The sequence below is a fragment of the Brevundimonas staleyi genome (assembly GCF_041893865.1).
GTDB classification, from domain to species: Bacteria; Pseudomonadota; Alphaproteobacteria; order Caulobacterales; family Caulobacteraceae; genus Brevundimonas; species Brevundimonas staleyi.
In genome coordinates this window covers 3,681,273-3,698,841 of sequence record NZ_CP169082.1, presented here as the reverse complement: position 1 = coordinate 3,698,841, position 17,569 = coordinate 3,681,273, and the positions used below count along the sequence as shown (strand labels likewise).

At 69.8% G+C, this 17,569-nt stretch carries 16 protein-coding genes; 14 read left to right on the top strand and 2 right to left on the bottom strand.

The annotated features are described in order from the left end of the window. The first annotated feature begins 25 nt into the window (after positions 1-25). The 11 genes from ACETK8_RS18565 to ACETK8_RS18515 all read left to right on the top strand — a co-directional run bounded on the left by ACETK8_RS18565 (position 26) and on the right by ACETK8_RS18515 (position 9,168). A complete protein-coding gene (locus ACETK8_RS18565) occupies positions 26-814 on the top strand; it encodes an isocitrate lyase/PEP mutase family protein (protein WP_374037303.1) in 789 nt (262 codons plus the stop codon). Then, positions 811-1,320, top strand: coding sequence for a methylated-DNA--[protein]-cysteine S-methyltransferase (locus ACETK8_RS18560; protein WP_374037302.1), 510 nt, complete (start codon positions 811-813; stop codon positions 1,318-1,320). Before ACETK8_RS18565 ends, ACETK8_RS18560 begins: the two co-directional genes overlap by 4 nt. A gap of 74 nt (positions 1,321-1,394) precedes the next feature. Next, a complete protein-coding gene (locus ACETK8_RS18555; RefSeq protein WP_374037301.1) occupies positions 1,395-2,078 on the top strand; it encodes a hypothetical protein in 684 nt (227 codons plus the stop codon). Continuing rightward, entirely contained in the window at positions 2,071-2,280 is a 210-nt protein-coding gene (locus ACETK8_RS18550; RefSeq protein WP_374037300.1) for a helix-turn-helix transcriptional regulator, read from the top strand. Before ACETK8_RS18555 ends, ACETK8_RS18550 begins: the two co-directional genes overlap by 8 nt. 329 nt (positions 2,281-2,609) lie before the next feature. Beyond that, on the top strand, positions 2,610-3,902 hold the full coding sequence (locus ACETK8_RS18545) for a hypothetical protein (RefSeq protein WP_374037299.1): 1,293 nt from the start codon (positions 2,610-2,612) through the stop codon (positions 3,900-3,902). Positions 3,903-3,979: 77 nt separating this feature from the next. After that, positions 3,980-5,572, top strand: coding sequence for a ShlB/FhaC/HecB family hemolysin secretion/activation protein (locus tag ACETK8_RS18540; protein ID WP_374037298.1), 1,593 nt, complete (start codon positions 3,980-3,982; stop codon positions 5,570-5,572). A gap of 124 nt (positions 5,573-5,696) precedes the next feature. After that, a complete protein-coding gene (locus ACETK8_RS18535; protein ID WP_374037297.1) occupies positions 5,697-6,026 on the top strand; it encodes a PadR family transcriptional regulator in 330 nt (109 codons plus the stop codon). A gap of 20 nt (positions 6,027-6,046) precedes the next feature. Continuing rightward, positions 6,047-7,168 carry a hypothetical protein gene (locus ACETK8_RS18530; protein ID WP_374037296.1) on the top strand — a complete coding sequence of 374 codons (1,122 nt, stop codon included), beginning with the start codon at positions 6,047-6,049 and terminating at the stop codon, positions 7,166-7,168. A gap of 37 nt (positions 7,169-7,205) precedes the next feature. Then, on the top strand, positions 7,206-7,502 hold the full coding sequence (locus ACETK8_RS18525) for a hypothetical protein (RefSeq protein ID WP_374037295.1): 297 nt from the start codon (positions 7,206-7,208) through the stop codon (positions 7,500-7,502). Between the two features lie 57 nt (positions 7,503-7,559). Then, complete coding sequence (locus ACETK8_RS18520; RefSeq protein WP_374037294.1) at positions 7,560-8,666, top strand: bifunctional transcriptional activator/DNA repair enzyme AdaA; 1,107 nt, start codon at positions 7,560-7,562, stop codon at positions 8,664-8,666. Further along, positions 8,647-9,168: a methylated-DNA--[protein]-cysteine S-methyltransferase gene (locus tag ACETK8_RS18515; protein WP_374037293.1), complete on the top strand. Its 522-nt coding sequence runs from the start codon at positions 8,647-8,649 to the stop codon at positions 9,166-9,168. Before ACETK8_RS18520 ends, ACETK8_RS18515 begins: the two co-directional genes overlap by 20 nt. Before the next feature lie 358 nt (positions 9,169-9,526). On the opposite strand, the gene ACETK8_RS18510 is transcribed toward ACETK8_RS18515, so the two are convergent. Both ACETK8_RS18510 and ilvA read right to left on the bottom strand, forming a co-directional pair. Further along, positions 9,527-12,028, bottom strand: a complete 2,502-nt coding sequence (locus ACETK8_RS18510) for a hybrid sensor histidine kinase/response regulator (RefSeq protein ID WP_374037292.1) — start codon at positions 12,026-12,028, stop codon at positions 9,527-9,529. An 87-nt stretch (positions 12,029-12,115) separates the two neighbouring features. Beyond that, positions 12,116-13,606, bottom strand: coding sequence for a threonine ammonia-lyase, biosynthetic (ilvA, locus tag ACETK8_RS18505; RefSeq protein ID WP_374039432.1), 1,491 nt, complete (start codon positions 13,604-13,606; stop codon positions 12,116-12,118). Positions 13,607-13,873: 267 nt separating this feature from the next. Here ilvA and nadA point away from each other — a divergent pair, with 267 nt between their 5' ends. The 3 genes from nadA (at position 13,874) to ACETK8_RS18490 (ending at position 17,563) form a co-directional block, all read left to right on the top strand. Further along, a complete protein-coding gene (nadA, locus tag ACETK8_RS18500; protein WP_374037291.1) occupies positions 13,874-14,947 on the top strand; it encodes a quinolinate synthase NadA in 1,074 nt (357 codons plus the stop codon). 202 nt (positions 14,948-15,149) lie between these two features. Beyond that, on the top strand, positions 15,150-16,007 hold the full coding sequence (locus tag ACETK8_RS18495) for a metalloprotease (protein ID WP_374037290.1): 858 nt from the start codon (positions 15,150-15,152) through the stop codon (positions 16,005-16,007). After that, positions 16,004-17,563 (top strand): L-aspartate oxidase, encoded by a 1,560-nt coding sequence (locus ACETK8_RS18490; RefSeq protein ID WP_374037289.1) that lies wholly within the window; start codon positions 16,004-16,006, stop codon positions 17,561-17,563. The genes ACETK8_RS18495 and ACETK8_RS18490 overlap by 4 nt, the downstream gene beginning before the upstream one ends. Positions 17,564-17,569 lie beyond the last annotated feature (6 nt).

Here is a 17,569-nt window from a genome sequence, read left to right as displayed (position 1 = left end):
TCGCGTGAACAAAAGGAGATCGTCGATGTCGGCTTCCCAGACCTTCCGCACCCTGCACGCCTCCGGCCTGCTGATCCTTCCGAACGCCTGGGACGCGGCCTCGACGGCCCTGTCGATCGCGGCCGGGGCCAAGGCGGTGGCGACGACCAGCGCGGGCGTGGCCTGGGCTCTGGGGTGGCCCGACGGGGCGACGCCGCCGGAAGCGGAACTGCTGGGCGCGGTGTCGCGCATGGTGCGGGTCGCGGGCGACGTTCCGGTCAGCGCCGATATCGAGGGCGGCTTCTCGGACGATCCGGGCCAGGCGGCGGCCTTCGTCAAACGGACCTGGGAGACCGGCGCGGTCGGCATCAATATCGAGGACGGCGCCGATCCGGCCGAGGGGCTGGCGGACAAGATCGCGGCTGTGCGCGCCGTGGTCGGCGGCGATCTGTTCATCAACGCCCGCTGCGATCTATGGCTGCGCGGGATCGGACCGGTGGAGGGACGGCTGGAGGAGGCGGCCCGGCGGGCGGCCCTCTACAAGGCGGCGGGCGCGGACGGCCTGTTCATGCCGGGCGTCGTGGAGGCGGAGACGATCACGGCCCTGGTCGGGATGGGAATGCCGCTGAACCTCCTGGCCCGTCCGGCTCTGCCTGACGCGAAGGGTCTGGAGGCCCTGGGCGTGCGACGGCTGAGCGCCGGGTCGAACATCGCGGCGGCGGCCTATGCGACGGCCGACCGTCTGACGCGCGGCTTCCTGACGGACGGCGCCTCCGGACCGCAGGCGGCCGAGGCCTTCGACTATGGCGCGCTGAACGGTCTGATGAAGCCGTGAGACTGTTCGCGTCCGAAGTCCCGTCGCCGGTCGGTCCACTGGCCCTGGCCACGGACGAGGCCGGACGCCTGCGCGGGGTCTCGTTCGGCGACGGGCTGAAGCGAGCGATGGCGCGGGAGTATCCGGGCGTGGCGCTGGAAGCGGGCCAGACGCCGGCGCCGCTTGCGGCCGCGCTGGACGACTATTTCGCCGGCGACCGCGAGGCTCTGATGCGGATCGAATGGTCCCTGGAAGGGGCGGTCGCGGGCGATGGGTTTCAGGCGCGGGTCTGGCGGGCGCTGTGGGGCATCCCGGCGGGCCAGACGATCTCCTATGGCGAGATGGCGAAGCGAGCCGGGGAGCCCGGCGCGGCCCAGGCGGCGGGGGTGGCGCTGAACCGAAACCCCATCGCCCTGGTGCTGGCCTGTCACCGGGTCGTGGGCGCCGACGGGGCCATGGTCGGGTTCGGCGGCGGGCTGGAGCGGAAGACCTGGCTTCTCAGGCACGAAGGGGCGCTGCTGATCTGATCGCTTGACGTCGTGTAACCTATAGGTGATATGTAACCCCAAGGTGACATGAACCGGAGGCGGAGATGACGGCCATGGACGACAGGGAACTGCGGAAGGAAGTGCGGGCGCGGCGGCGGAAGCTTCACGGCGCCCAGCTGGCGATCGTGCTGGGCGTCCTGATGGCCGGGATCGGCTTCGCGATCGGGATGCAGCGCACGGGCGACGCGGCCACCGGATGGGGCGTTCTGGCGGGGGTTGGTGTCGGTCTGATCGTGGGCGGCGCGATCATGTGCTGGGTTCTGCGTCCCGGCGAGACGGGCTGGAGCGCCGAGACGCAGCCGACCAGACGGGATCGGCTTCAGGCTCAGCGGGCGCGTCAGCTCTGGATCTTCCCGTTCGTGACGATCGCCTTTCTGGCCCAGTCGACCATGGCGACGCAGCACATTCTGGCGGGGGAGGGCAATCTCGGCCACTACGTCAGCGCCGCCCTGCCGGTGATCTATGCCTGGCTCGTGGCCTCGATCACCCTGGGTTGGGATCACCAGTCGCGCTCCAACAGGCGTTTCATGGAGGACGAACTGACGGTCGTGCTCCGGGCGCGGGCGATCGGGGCGGCCTTCGTGGTGCTGATGGCCGGTGCGACGGCGGTTTTCGGTCTGGGGCTATGGCGACCCGAGATCGGCATCGCGGCCGTGCCCTTCGTGCTGGCCGGGGCCGGCGCGACGGCGGGGATCCGCTTCGCCTGGCTGGACCGGGAGTTCGGCAAGGATGGCTGACCCGCGTCTGGGGTCGCGTCTGAAGGAGGTGCGCACGGCGGCCGGCCTGACCCAGGCGGAACTCGCCGAGCGCGCCGGCGTGTCGCGCAAGACCATCAACACGGTGGAGAACGGGGTCTTCATCCCCTCGACCCTTCTGGCCCTGTCTTTGGCGAAAGCGCTGGGGACGACGGTCGAGGGGTTGTTCTATCTGGTCGAGTAATCAGCGTTTCTATCGCGAGCGAAGCAATGTCGAACGGACGATTTGAGTCGTGTGGTCGATATTAAGCAGAACTCGTTCACGCGAACATTGAAGCTGAATTCCGGCGATGATGGACAAAAAAGTTGTTAACCATCATTCCGCAACCGAAGATGCGTCAAAAGTCGCAATATTGCCGATATGAAGGATCGATGGTTGTGCTGTTAATCTTCTGATAACTTTAATATCTACGTCGAATACATCACGACGCCGTGATTTTGCCTTTGTTCGACGCAACGAAACGACCCTTGGTTGCGTAGTGCCGACATCATCTCTTGGAAAGGGAGAACGAGATGTCAGGGACGATGTACGGAGTGGCCAGGAAGGCGGCCTGCCTCGGATTGGCGGCGGTCATGCTGGCGGGGTGCGGCGGCAATCGAAGCTTCAGCCTCGGCAACGGCGGTCTGGGCCTGGGATCCATCGGCGAGCCGAGCGATCCGGGCGACGACCCCGGTGGTGATCCCGGCGACACGGGTGGCGGCGGCACGGGCGGAACCGGTGGTGGAACCGGCGGCACGGGCGGTGGCGGAACGGGCGGTACTGGAGGCACGGGGGGCGGCTCCGACGGCTCGGGCGGCGGCGGTGGTTCCGGCGGCGGAGGTTCGGGCGGCGGCGGCGGTGGTGGTGGAGGCGGCTCCGGCGCGCCCCTCGGCAACGCCGGCCTGCTGGATGTGCTGAACTCGCTCGGCCGGGTGACGGTGGGTGACAAGACGGTGCTGGGCTCGGGCTCCGGTTCAGGCTCCGGCTCGGGCGCAGCGACCAGCCCCTTGGGCGTCAGCGTTCTGTCGCCGACCCAGGCGGCCGGCGCCATCGCCACGGTCGGCGTGCTGAGCGGCGGTCAGGTGCTGAACGCCAACATTGGCCAGGGCAATGCGTCCTCGACCCCGACCGGCGGAACCCCGACCGGCCTGCTGGGCCTGACCGTGGCGGGTATCCCCGTCCTGGGCTCCGGTTCGGGCGATCCGGCCATCGACGTCGGCATCCTCAGCACCGGCGCGGCTCAGGGTACGGCGGGCAGCGTCAACCTGTTGTCCAACGGCCAGCCGGTCGGCGTGAACCTGGGAACCGGCGGTGCGACCGGCCTTCTCAGCGGCGCCCTGACCCCGGTCACCTCCGGTCCTCTGGCGCCCGTCGTGACCCCCGTGGTCGCCACCGTCACCGGCGTGATCGGCGGCCTGACGGGCGGCACCGAGCCCCCGGCTCCGCCCGCGACCAATCCGGTCACCGGCCCGATCACCACCGTGGTCGCCGGCCTGCCGGTGGTCGGACCGACCGTCGCGCCCGTCGTCACGACGGTGACGGCGCCGATCGCGCCAGTCATCGCACCCGTCGCCCCCGTCATCGCGCCCGTCGCCCCCGTGGTCACGGCTGTCATCGCCCCGGTCGCTCCGGTGGTCACCACGGTGATCGCCCCGGTCACCGGCGTGGTCGGCGGCCTGACCGGCTCCCTCACCGGGGGTGTGACGGGCGGTTTGGCCGGCGGTGTCGGTGTCGGCGCCGGATCCGGCGGCGTGACCGCCGGCGGCGGCCTGGTCGGCGGCCTCACCGGCGGCCTGCTGGGCGGCGGCCGGACTGGAGGCCGCTGAGACTTACGGCTGTCAGAAGAACTCCGGGGCGGCGATCCGTCGTCGCCCCGGAGCGTCCTTTGGAGAGGGGATGCAACATGAGAATTCGATACGCCGCCTTCGGGCTGGCCGGGCTGATGGTCGCCACAGGCGCCGTCGCCCAGGATGGACTGATCGTCGACCGCAACCGCGCCGACCGGGCGCCGCCCACGGTGGCCGAGGCCCCCGCGCCCGCTGCCGCCGTCCCGACCGTTGAACCCTTCGTGGTCACGGCCGTGGTGGTCGAGGGATCGTCCCTGACCCGGGCCCAGATCGAAGAGGCGACCCGCCCCTTCGTCGGCCAGACCCTGGACGTTCAGGGCCTCGCCCGACTGCAGCAAACGGTCTCGGCGGCCGTCAGCCGGGGCCGGTCCGCCCTGCCGTTCGTGGTCTTCACCGATGGCGACTTCAGGCAAGGCGTCGTCCGCCTGACCGCCATCGAAGCCCGCATCGGCCGGGTCGCCATCTATGGCGACGCCGAGGGCGACGTGGACCTGATGCGCTTCTATGCGGCGCGGCTGGCGGCCGAGGCGCCGCTGAGCCGACGGACGGCCGAGCGCTATTTCTCGCTGATCGCCGACATTCCCGGTGTGACGACCACGCTGCAGACGGTGCCCTCGGCCACGCCCGGCGCCATCGACCTGGGGCTGGAACTGAAGCGCGAACGCTGGACCTACGACTTCGGCCTGAACACGCGCGGATCGGAGACGCTCGGCCGGGTGCAGATGCAGGCCTCGGCCACGGTCAATGGCCTGTTCCGCATGGGCGACCAGACGCGGCTGAGCCTGCTGCTTCCGACCCAGGTCGACCGCTTCCAGTATCTGAGCCTCAGTCATCGCGCGGCCATCGGCTCGGACGGCCTGTCTGTCACCGGCAGCGTCGCCCACCTCCGGACCCGTCCCGACAACTCGCCCGTGACCGGCGACGCGACGACGGCGGGGATCACGGTCAGCTGGCCCTGGATCCGGTCCTATCAGACCAATCTGGTCGTCAGCGCCGGGCTGGACGGGATCGACAGTTCCAACGCCGTCTTCGGCGAGCAGTTCGCCAGCGACCGGACCCGCACCCTGCGCGCTTCGGCCGCCTGGAGCCGGGCGACGCCGCGTCGGGTGGCCAGCCTCAGCGCCACCCTCAGCCGGGGGCTGGACGGTCTCGGGGCGCGCTCCACGGCCCTGAACGACGCCGACTTCACCAAGGCCAATCTGCGGGCCGACCTGACCCAGGCCATCGGTCGTCAGTTCCGCCTGGGCGGCGGGGCGACCCTTCAGCTCAGCGACGACCGGCTGCCGGTGACCGAGCAGTTCACCCTGGGCGGGGCCGATTTCGGGCGGGGCTTCACCTCCGCCCTGATCAGCGGCGACGCCGGATGGGGCGCCAAGGTGGAGGCGGCCTGGCGGCCGCAGGCGCTGCCCGCCCCGGTCGCGGGCAGCGAAGTCTACGCCTTCGCAGACGGCGGCGAGGTGGAGGTCAACGCCCGGCCGGGTCTGCTCGGCGGGACCATCGGACTGGCTTCGGCCGGGGTCGGGACGCGGGTCGCCCTGATGGGCGGCAAGACCGTCGTCGAGATCGAGGGGGCCCGGACCCTCGACGAACCCCTGCCGGGCCAGGACGCGCGCTGGCGGCTGGGACTGGGGCTCTCCACCCGGTTCTAGGCCCGCCGCCGCGACGGCGGCGCCCGTCCCGCGCCATGGCGGGGCGGGCGTTCGCTTGACTCCCTCACACAGTATGTCGCATACACTGTGTGTCACACACTATGTGGCGTGAGGGACGAAGCCTGTGACGGTCGACGCCGAACTGTTCGAAACCATGCGGCTGGAGCTGCGGCGGGGGTCTCTGGTGCTGGCGGTGCTCGCCTGTCTCCGGACCGAACGCTACGGCTACACCCTGCGTCAGGCCCTGGCCGCCGACGGGCTGGAGATGGAGGAATCGACCCTCTATCCGCTGTTGCGCCGGCTGGAGTCGCAGGGCCTTCTGCTGAGCGAATGGCGTGAGGAGGAGAAGCGCAAGAAGCGTTTCTACGTCCTGTCGCCGATGGGCGTGGCGATGCTGGAACGGCTCGCCGACGAATGGCGGGGCATCAACGCCTCGCTCGACAAGATTCTCTGACAACCCGGGGGGACATGACCATGGATATGGTGGAACGCTATCTGGAGGCCGTCGCGGCCCAGCTGTCGGCGGACGAGCGCGAGGACATCGTCGCCGAGCTGCGCGACCTGATCCTGAGCCGGATCGAGGCGAAGGAAGAGGCGCTGGGCCGCGCCCTGACCGACGACGAGAAGGAGGCGATCCTGAAGGAGATCGGCCATCCGCTGGTCGTCGCCGCCCGCTATCGCAAGGGGCCGGACAGTCTGATCGGGCCGGAGCTGTTTCCCTACTGGCTCTATGGGGTGAAGGCGGGTCTGGTGATCCTGCTGGTCGTTCACGGCATCTCGCTGTTGATGAGCCTGGTCGGCGGACCGCGCGACGTGGGGCAGGCCATCGCCCAGGCCTTCCACTCCTATTTCGGCGCGGGCCTGACCCTGATCGGCGCCCTGACCCTGGCGGGCGCCCTGATGGAGCACTACGACATCAAGCCGAAGTGGCTGACCGAGTGGCGGGTGAAGGATCTGTCGGCCTTCCAGTTGACCGACCCCAGTCAGTGGAGCGCCGCAGCGAACGCGGCGGGCAAGACGACCGGCTTCAAGGCGCCGCAGGTTCGGCGCGGATCGAATCCGATGGTCGAGGCGGGCTTCTCCTTCCTGGCGCTGGCCATCTTCTGCCTGTGGTGGATCGGGCTGGTTCACTTCCCGGGCCTGGGCGACTTCCGCATCGACGGCGCGCGGGTCGCGATGACGCCGGCGCCGATCTGGGCGACCCTGTTCACCCCGATCCTGGCCTACGCCCTGGCCCAGATGGCGGTCGACCTGTTCGTCCTGCTGCGGCCCGAGGCCCGGCGGATGAAGGCGATCCTGGCGATGCTGATCGGCTGCGTCGGTCTGTGGCTGACCTATATGGTCTTCCAGGCCGGTCACTGGTTCACCCTGAGCGTCGGCGCGGATCAGGCGCGCGTGGCGGGCGACTGGGTGATGCTGGATCTCGACCGGCTGAGAGGGCTGGGCGAAGGCGAGCGCGATCTGGTCGGGGTGGCTTCCACCCTGTCGCTGATCGGGACCTGGTTCCTGACGATCTGTGGTCTCAGCATGGCCTTCACGGTCGTCGCCAACGCCTGGCGGGCCGTGCAGCCGGGCGTTGCATCCGTAACGCGGTAATGAGAGGGTTCCGGGTCCACAGAAGCTGGAGGCTCGGATGCTGGTTACCGGACTGATCATGGCCGCCGCGATCGTGGGCGCCGCACCCCAGGCGACGACGCCAGCCCAGAACGCGCCGGCCGCGACGACCGCGCCCGCTCCGCCGCCGGCGGCCAATCGGCGCGCAATGGTCTGCGAGAACCGGCCGGTGACCGGGCGTCGGATCAACCAGCGCCGCTGCCGCACACGGGCCCAGGACGACGCGGCGCGCTCGAACGCCCAGGACTACGCCGCCCAGATGCAGGTCGTCACCTCCGGCACCGAGGCCTCGATCCTGGGCGGCTCGCCCCGCTAGAAACGACATGTCCGAAAACCGCGAGACTTCCCGGCTGGGAAGGCCCATCTTCGCGGCATGGAAACGCGCACCGACACCCTGGATCAGGAGGCCTGCTACCGGGCCGTTCTGACGCGCGACGCCCGGTTTGACGGGCGGTTCTTCGGCTGCGTGAAGACGACGGGCATCTACTGCCGGCCGGTCTGTCCGGCGCGCACGCCCCGGCGCGAGAACATGGTCTTCGTGGTCACGGCGGCGGCGGCGGAGGAGGCGGGCTTTCGCGCCTGTCTGCGTTGCCGGCCCGAGACGGCGCCCGACATGGGGGCGTGGCGCGGCACCTCCAACACCGTCAGCCGGGCCCTGACCCTGATCGAGGCGGGGGCGCTGGATGAGGGCGACGTCGACACCCTGGCCGGGCGGCTGGGGGTGGGGGAGCGGCAACTGCGGCGGCTGTTCAAACAGCATCTGGGCGCCGCCCCGGTCAGCGTGGCCCAGACCCGGCGGGTGCTGCTGGCCAAGGCCCTGATCCACGAGACCGACCTGTCGATGGCCCAGGTGGCCCATGCCTCGGGCTTCGGTTCGGTCAGGCGGTTCAACGAGACCTTCCAGGCCCTGTATGGCCGTCCGCCCTCCGAGCTGCGTCGACGCACCGAGCGGCCCGCGAGCAGCGGGGTGAAGCTGAGCCTGTCCTACCGCCCGCCCTATGACCGGGAGGCGATGTTCGCCGCCCTGACCGCGCGCGGGGATCGGGTCGAGGGGCAGACCTGGTCGCGGGACCTGTCGAAGGAGATCGACGGCGCAGAGGGCTTCGTCACCGCCACGCCGGGCAAGCCGGGGCGGCTGGAGGTCTGCGTCGAGGCCAGCGATCTGAAGGCCCTGCCCGGCGTGCTGGCGCGGGTGCGGCGGGTGTTCGACCTGTCGGCCGATCCAGAGGCGATCGGGCGGGATCTGTCGATGGACCCGGTGCTGATGCCTCTGGTGGAGGCGCGGCCGGGGCTGCGACTTCCCGGTCAATGGATGGATGCAGGCGAGGATGCGCCCAGCGACCGACTGAACGATGCGACGCTCGAGAGTCGGGCGGAGCGGTGGCGGCCCTGGCGGGCCTACGGCGCGCTGCACCTGCGGATGGCGGGGCTGACGGCGGCCGATCTGATGGAGAACGACGATGAAAAACGTGCAGCCTGAGACCCTGACCCTGGACCGGATCGCGACCCCGGTGGGGGAAGTGTTGCTGGTCACAGATGCCGAGGGCGCCGTGCGGGCGCTCGACTTCTCGGACTACGAGGCGCGGATGATGCGGCTGCTCGGCCGTCATGCGCCCGACGCCGAACTCGTCCCCGGCCGGTCGCCCGAAGTGGTGCGGAAGGCTGTCGAAGCCTATTTCACGGGCGACGCCAGGGCGCTGGACGGGCTGACCGTGAAGACCGGAGGCACGGCGTTCCAGCGTTCGGTCTGGGCCGCGTTGCGAGACATTCCGGCGGGGGAGACCCGGAGCTACGGCCAGCTGGCTGCGGCGGTGGGATCGCCGAAGGCGGTCAGGGCGGCGGGTCTGGCGAACGGCCAGAACCCGATCGCGGTCATCGTGCCCTGCCACCGGGTGATTGGGGCGAACGGGGCGCTGACCGGCTATGCCGGTGGACTGGAGCGCAAGAAATGGCTCCTGGCGCATGAGGCGGCCGCGCTCTGACGGAGGCGGTTTCGTCCGCTTCGTCTGGACGAAAGCCAGCGGACAAAACGGACGAAATGGATAGTCGATGATGAAAAATCAGTGACTTACCGATGAGGCGATTGTCCGGGCGGACGAAACGCCGGGATTGCCGATGAGGATGTCAAAGACCTGATCGGGAGGTGGGGAAGGTGTCTGGCGAGCGCAAGAGGTAAGTAAGAAAAAATTCTTACCGTCCTTCTCCGTTCACCCCAGCGAAGGCTGGGGTCCAGATGGAAAACGCCGCTGGTCCGATCAGAAGGACCGGTGCGCTGTCCGAGCCGCGTGAATCCGTGATCTGGACCCCAGCCTTTGCTGGGGTGAACGGATAAAGAGGATGTCAGGCCGCGCGGACGTCCTCGACCGCATCCTCCGGCGCCGCCGTGTCCAGCGCCGCGCCGATGGCGGCGAAGAGGGTGGCGGTGGTGACGGGCTTGGCCAGGTGGCCGTCGGCGCCGGCGATGCGGCCGGCCTCGACGTGTTCGGCCATGGCGTTGGCGGTCAGCATCAGGAGCGGCGTGCGGGCGAGGCCCCGCTCGACCTCCAGGGCGCGGATGGCGGCGGTGGCGGTCAGGCCGTCCATGACCGGCATCTGCATGTCCATCAGGATCAGGTCGAACCGCTCCGTGGCACAGGCGTCCACCGCCTCCTGTCCGTTCTCGACCGAGACCAAAGTCGCGCCGGTCGGGGCCAGCAGCACCTCGATGACCTTGCGGTTGGCCGGGTGGTCGTCGGCGAGAAGGATGCACAGACCGTCCGGCGCGCAGTCCGAGTTCTGGTTCTGGACCTCTTCGGCCACGGCGGCGGGGGGCAGGGGGATCTCGAACCAGAAGCGCGAGCCTTCGCCCGGCACGCTGTCGCAATCCAGTTCGCCGCCCATCAGCTGGGCCAGTTCGCGCGAAATGTTCAGGCCCAGACCCGTGCCGCCGAAGCGTCGGGTGATGGAGCCGTCCGCCTGCTGGAAGCGGGTGAAGATGCGCGCCTTCTGTTCCGCGTCGAAGCCGACGCCGGTATCCGCGACGGTGAAGCGCACGCGGTCCCCGACGGTCCGGGCCACGGTGACCGTAACCGATCCGGCGCTGGTGAATTTCAGGGCGTTGGAGACGAGGTTGCCCAGGATCTGGCGCAGGCGCACGACGTCGCCGACGACCATCCGCTCCAGCGCCGGGTCCAGCTCGACCACCAGGGCGACGGGCCCGCCCTCGACCTTGGAGCTCCACAGGGCGGCGACGTCCTTGACCGCGTGGGACAGGGCGAAGGGCTGGGCCTCCACCGTCACCTGACCGGCCTCGATCTTGGCGCTGTCGAGGATGTCGGAGAGGAGGCGTTCCAGGGTCACGCCGGAGGAGCGGATGATCTCCACCATCTCCTGTTCTGCGGGCTGCATCTGTCGGCGCGACAGGGCGTCGGCCATGGCCACGACGCCGTTCAGGGGCGTGCGGATCTCATGGCTCATATTGGCCAGGAACTCGGACTTGGCGCGGTTGGCGCCCTCGGCCCGGCCGCGCGCCAGACGCAGGTGGCCGGTCATCCGCCATTGACGGAACAGGAGGGCGGCGACGAACAGGAAGCCCAGGATGCCGACGCCGACGATCCAGCGCTGGGCCTGGATCATCTCGGCCTGGAGCACGGTGTTGGCGCGGGCGGTTTCCAGCTGTCGGCGGCGCTCGCTCAACTGGTTGCGCATCTCGGACGTGACCTGACCGATGCCGTCGCTGAAGGTGCGCGAGGCGGCCAACTGTTCTTCCGCCGTGTGTCGGCGCAACAGGTCGAAGGCCTCGCGCGAGCGTCCCTGGGCGTGCAGCAGTTCGGCCTCCGCATGCAGGAACTGGGACGGGCCCTCCTCGCGGAAGTCGTCGGCCGCCTGACGCCGGCGGATCTCGGCCAGGTCGCGACGGGCGCCGGCGACGTCCCCGGTGCGGGCGCGGGCCATGGCGCGGATGGGCAGGATGTGGGGCGCCAGGAAGTCGGCGGCGCCCAGGTCCTCGCCATAGGGGGCGATGCAGGACAGGACCCGCGACGGACTGCCGGCGGACTGGGCCACCATGGCGCACAGGTTGGCGTCGTAGACGGCCAGGCTCTGCACCCGCGATCGCGTCGCCAGTCGGTGGTGAACGGCGAACAGGCGGTCGGCCAGGCGCTGGTCGCCCACCTGAACCGCCAGCCGGGTCAGATTGTAGACGGCGTCGAAGTCGGGGCGGGGATAGGCGGGGTTCGAGTAGTCCAGCTCGAAGCGGCCGAAGGCGTCCGTCGCGCCCCGGATGTCGTTCAGCTTCATCAGGCCGATGCCGGTCATCTCCCACAGGCCCGCCCGCGCCGTGTCGGCGAAGGGGTCCTGTTCGGGGATCAGGGCCATGGCCTCGTTGAGCAGGTTCAGGCCTTCGCCGATCCGCCCCTCGTCCATCAGGGCCAGGGCGTAGATGCGGGTGGCGTGGGCGCGCACGAACCAGTCGGCCTCGTCGTGGGCGATCCGGCCCATCTCCTCGGCGGCGGCGGTCTCGCCCTCGTCATAGCGGACGGTCAGGGCGTTCAGATGGGCGATCCGGGTGTAGCGGGCGTCGCCCTGCAGGCCGGCGGCGGCGGCGAGGCGCAGGTTCCACTCAGTCGCCCTCTCGAAGTCGCCCTGGTTCAGATGGGTCCAGACGACGTGATAGAGGCGGTTCAGACCCTCTCGGCCGGGCATCGCCATCGCCGCCTGACCGAAGGATTCAAGACGGGCGAAGGGCGTCGCGGCGGCCCGGCGCTCCACGGCGGCGGCCAGGGTCATCGGGTCGCGGTGGGCCGTATCCTTGGCGGACGTCGGGGACGGCGCGGCCGTCAGCACGGCCAGGCCGAGCAGCAAGGCTCTGAAAAGGGACGGAACGCGACTGGAGGACACGCCCCTTTGTGGCGCCGAGGTGTTTCCCAAGCTTTAGCGTCGCGGCGGAATTCAGGTCCCGTCGAGGAAAAGGCGACTGGCCGGATTGTCGGTCTCGTCGACATAGGGGTAGCCGAGTTCGGCGAGCGCCGCGTTCAGCGCCGCCTGCTCGGCGGGGGGCACGGAGATGCCGGCCAGCACCCGCCCGACGTCGTCGCCGTGGTTGCGATAGTGGAACAGGGTCAGGGCCCAGGCGGGCTTCAGACTGTTCAGGAAGCGCAGGAAGGCGCCCGGCCGTTCGGGGAACTCGAAGCGCAGGATCCGCTCGTGGGGCAGGTCGCGCGCCCGGCCGCCGACCATGTAGCGGACGTGCAGCTTGGCCGTCTCGTTATCGCTCATGTCCTCGACCGCGTAGCCGCCGGCACGCAGACGGGCGATGAGATCGTCCTTCTCGTGCGGGCCCTGCTTGATGGCGACGCCGACGAAGATGTGGGCGCGGCCTTCGCCCGACCAGCGATAGTTGAACTCGGTCACCGAGCGGCCGTCGAGCGCCTTCAGGAAGCGGCTGTAGACGGCGCGGTCGTCGTCCATGGCCACGGCCAGAAGCGCCTCGGTCCCCTCGCCGATCTCGGTGCGTTCGGCGATGTGGCGCAGCCGGTCGAAATTGACGTTGGCGCCGGAGTTGATGGCGACCAGCGACCCGGTCCCCGGGTTCTCCGCCGCCCACGCCTTCATGCCCGCCAGAGCCAGGGCTCCCGCAGGCTCGGCCACGGCGCGGACATCGTCGAACACGTCCTTCACGCCGGCACAGATCGCGTCGGTATCCACCAGCACGATGTCGTCCAGAAGCTCGCGGCACAGGGCGAAGGTCAGGTCTCCGGCGCGCCTGACCGCCACCCCATCGGCGAACAGCCCGACCTCGTTCAGGGTCGTGACCTGGCCGTTGGCGATGGCCGTCTTCATGGTCGGGGCGTCGGCGGGCTCGACCCCGATGATCTTCGCCTCGGGCCTGAGGAAGCGGACGATGGCTGCGACCCCCGCCGCCAGACCGCCGCCGCCGATGGGCACGAAGACGGCCTCGATCGGATCGGGATGCTGACGCAGGATCTCCAGCCCGACCGTGCCCTGACCCGCGATGACGTCGGGGTCGTCGAAGGGGTGGATGAAGACGGCGCCGGTCTCGGCCTCCAGCGCCCGCGCATGGGCGGCGGCCTGATCGAAGTCGTCGCCATGCAGGACGACGTGGCCGCCGCGCGCCCTGACCGCCGCGACCTTGATGCCCGGCGTGGTGGTCGGCATGACGATGGTCGCCTTCGCGCCCCGCCGCGCCGCCGCCAGCGCCACCCCTTGCGCATGGTTGCCGGCCGAGGCGCAGATGACGCCGCGCGCCAGTTCGGCCTCGGACAGCTGGGCGATCCGGTTGTAGGCGCCCCGGATCTTGAAGCTGAAGACCGGCTGCAGGTCCTCGCGCTTCAGCCAGCAGGGGCGTCCCAGCCGCTCCGACAGGCGACGCAGCGGGTCCAGCGGGGTTTCCTCGGCCACGTCATAGACGCGCGCGGTCATGATGCGGCGGAGGGTGTCTTGCACGAAAGTCTCGAAAACGCAGGTCTGGAAGGTCGGATGTTGTCGAATAGGGGCGTGAACCGCCTTGGTCGAGAAAAATATCGCCTGACGGGAACGTCGTCGTCATGGCGGGGCTTCTTCCCCGATCCTGCGGCCTTTCCCCACGCCGCCTCTTGCATCCGGCCGTCACAGGCCTATCTTGTAGCCACTTATGCTAATGTTGAGCATAAGGGTGAGGCGACAAGAGATCGCCCGAGGAGACTGTCGATGGCGCACGCCGCCCTGTCGCCGGAACTGGCCCGCGAGACCGCCTCCGTCTGGGAGAAGGTCAAGGAATTCACCACGCCGCTGGAGTGGCCCGCCCAGGCGCAGCTGATCCATGAGATCAACGCCCTGAAGAAGGAGCGGGACGCCGTCATCCTGGCGCACAACTACATGACGCCGGACATCTTCCACGGCGTGGGCGACTATGTCGGCGACAGCCTGGGCCTCGCGAAAGAGGCGGCGAAGTCGAAGGCCAAGGTGATCGTTCAGGCGGGCGTCCACTTCATGGCCGAGACGTCCAAGATCCTGTCGCCTGACAAGACCGTTCTGATCCCCGATCTGAAGGCCGGCTGCAGCCTCGCCGAGGCGATCACGGGCGCGGACGTGCGTCTGATCAAGCAGAAATATCCGGGCCTGCCGGTGGTCACCTATGTGAACACGACGGCCGACGTGAAGGCCGAGACCGACATCTGCTGCACCTCGGCCAATGCGGTCCAGGTGGTGGAATGGGCGGCCAGGGAATGGGGCGTCGATCGCGTCATCCTGATCCCCGACGAGTTCCTGGCCCGCAACGTCGCGGCCCAGACCAACATCGGCATCATCGCCTGGAAGGGCCGCTGCATCGTCCACGAGCGGTTCACCGCCGACGACATCGCCGACATGCGCGAGGCCTATCCGGGCGCCGAGATCCTGGCCCACCCGGAATGCCCGGAAGAGATCCTGGCCGCCGCCGACTTCGCCGGATCGACCGCGGCGATGACCGATTACGTCGTGGCCAAGAAGCCGAAACAGGTGGTGCTGATCACCGAATGCTCGATGGCGTCGAACATCAAGGGCGACGTGCCCGAGGTGAACTTCATCGGCCCGTGCAACATGTGCCCCTACATGAAGCGGATCACGCTGGAGAACATCCGCGACTGCCTGCGCGACATGACCTTCGAGGTCACCGTGCCGGAAGACATGATCGTCAAGGCGGCCTTGGCCGTTCAGCGCATGATCGACCTGCCGCCGCCGGCCGTTCCGGCGCGGTACGATCTGGTGAAGGCCAAGCACCATGTGGCGGTGGAGCTGATCTGATGCACTACCGCGCGGGGCGTCGCGATCTCGAGGTCGGCGCGGTCGTCCTTCTCCCCTTGCGGGAGAAGGTGGCCGGCGAAGCCGGACGGATGAGGGGTACGAAGACGCAGGACGGATGGTTCAGGAAGCTCATCGGCAAGACCGGGAGTCACCCCTCATCCGGCCCTTCGGGCCACCTTCTCCCGCAAGGGGAGAAGGGACATTGACCGACGGCCCCTGGGGTTCACGCGACGGCGCTCCGCCGCCTGCGTCCACTCCCGCCCAGAACGCCGTGCCCGAGACCCGGACGCCCGGCGCACCGCGCGTGGACAAGGGGCAGAGCCTGCCCTGGGCCATCGCCTCGACCCTGCTGCTGGGCGGTTTCCTGTGGTTCGTGACGGGCAGCTGGATCGTCGCGGTCTGCGCCATCTTCGGTCTGTTCGTGCATGAGTACGGCCACGTCCTGGCCATGAACCGCGTCGGCATGGGGCCGGCCAAGATCTACATCATCCCCTTCCTCGGCGGCCTCGCGCGCGGGCAGCGGAACCCCAAGACCGAGTGGGACGGGGTGCTGGTTTCGCTGGCCGGTCCGGCCTTCGGTCTGCTGGCTCTGATCCCGGTGGTCGGCGTCTGGTACGCCACGGGGGACGCCGCCTGGATGCTGGGCGGCTTCTTCATCGCCATGATCAATCTGGTGAACCTCGCCCCCGCCCCGCCGCTGGATGGGTCGAAGGCGCTGGGCCCTGTGCTGGCCAAGATCGACCCCATGGTCGAGAAGGCCGCCCTGATCGCCATGGGCGGTCTGGCCGTCTGGTGGGGCGTCACGACGGGCCGCTACATCCTGGCCGTCTTCCTGGCCATCGCCGTTCTGGGTTCGCTGCGTCAGGGCGCCTGGCGGCCCGGCGAGCGGGTGCTGACCTGGCCCGAGGCGGGCAAATCGCTGGCCTTGTTCCTCTTGACCGCCGCCCTGTGTCTCGCCGCCGCCATCGGCGTGCTGCTGCCCCTGTCGGAGGGGACGCTGGTCGAACGCTTCTGGGGCGGTTTGCACATCGCCGCCCGCTTCATCGGGATCGAAGGATGAGCCGCATCCACCACGACGGTCCGCTGATCATCGGCGGAGGCCTGGCCGGTCTGTCGACGGCCCTGTCCGCCGCGCCCGCGCGCGTGCTGGTCGTCAGCCCCGCGCACCTGCTCGAAGCCGCCTCGTCAGCGTGGGCGCAGGGCGGGGTGGCCGCGGCCCTCTCGGCCGACGACGCCCCGGCCCTGCATCTCAAGGACACCGAGGCCGCCGGCGCCGGTCTGGTCGATCATCATGCGGCCGAGGTCCTGACCGACGACGGTCGGGCCACGGTCGAATGGCTGGCCTCGCTGGGCGCCCCGTTCGATCGGGACGGGGAGGGCGGGTTCGCCGTCTCGCGCGAGGCGGCCCACTCCATGGCCCGCGTCGCCCGCGTCGGCGGCGACGGGGCGGGCAGGGCCATCCTGTCGGCCTTGGCGACCTCCGTCCGCGCGGCGGACCATGTCGAGGTCTGGGAGGACGGCCGCCTGACCGGCCTGATCCAGGCCGCCGACGGCCGCGTCATCGGCGCCGTCATCGACCGCGCGGGTCAGCGCATCGAGGTTCTGGCTCCCGCCGTCGTCCTGGCCACCGGCGGCGCGGGCGGCCTCTATGGCGAGACCACCACCCCGCGCGCCCTGCTGGGCGAGGGCATGGCCCTGGCCTGGATGGCGGGAGCCGAGATCCTCGACCCCGAGTTCGTCCAGTTCCACCCGACCGCCATCGACGTCGGTCTGGATCCCATGCCACTGGCGACCGAGGCCCTGCGCGGCGACGGCGCCCGGCTGATCGACAAGGACGGCGCTTTCATCCTTGGGCCGGAACCCGACGCCGACCTGAAGCCGCGCGACATCGTCGCCCGCGCCGTGCATCGCGCCAGAGCGGAGGGCCGGGGCGCCTTCCTCGACGCCCGCACCGCCATCGGCGTCCACTTCCCCGAAGCCTTCCCGGCGGTCTTCGCCAGCTGCATGAAGGCCGGGCTCGATCCCCGCATCCAGCCCATCCCGGTCGCGCCGGCGGCCCACTATCACATGGGCGGGATCGCTGCCGGGACGGACGGCAAGACCACGCTGAAGGGCCTCTATGCCGTGGGCGAGTGCGCTGCGACGGGGGTTCACGGCGCCAACCGCCTGGCGTCGAACTCCCTGCTCGAAGCCGCCGCCTTCGGCCGTCGCACGGGCGAGGCGGCCGCGCGCGAGAAGGCGAAGGACCGCAAGGTCGCCCGCATCGTCGAGGGCGCGATCCTGAGCGACGGCGCTCTCCAGCGACTGCGCAACGGCATGAGCGCCGACTGCGGCGTGATCCGCGATGCGGTGGGGCTGAAGCGTCTGCTGGTCCTGATCGGCGACATCGAGGCGGCGCAAGAAGCGGCCCTGCCTCTGGTCGCCTGTCGCCTGATCGCCGAGGCGGCCCTGAAGCGGCATGAGAGCCGGGGCGGTCACTATCGTTCCGACTATCCGGAGACGGCCAAGAAGGCCGTCCACACCCGTCTGGTCCGCACCGATCCGGCCGTGGCGGCCATGCTGGCCACGACGGCCGCCACCACGGCGGTCATCGCCGCCGTCATCGCCTCGACCTGAGGATCG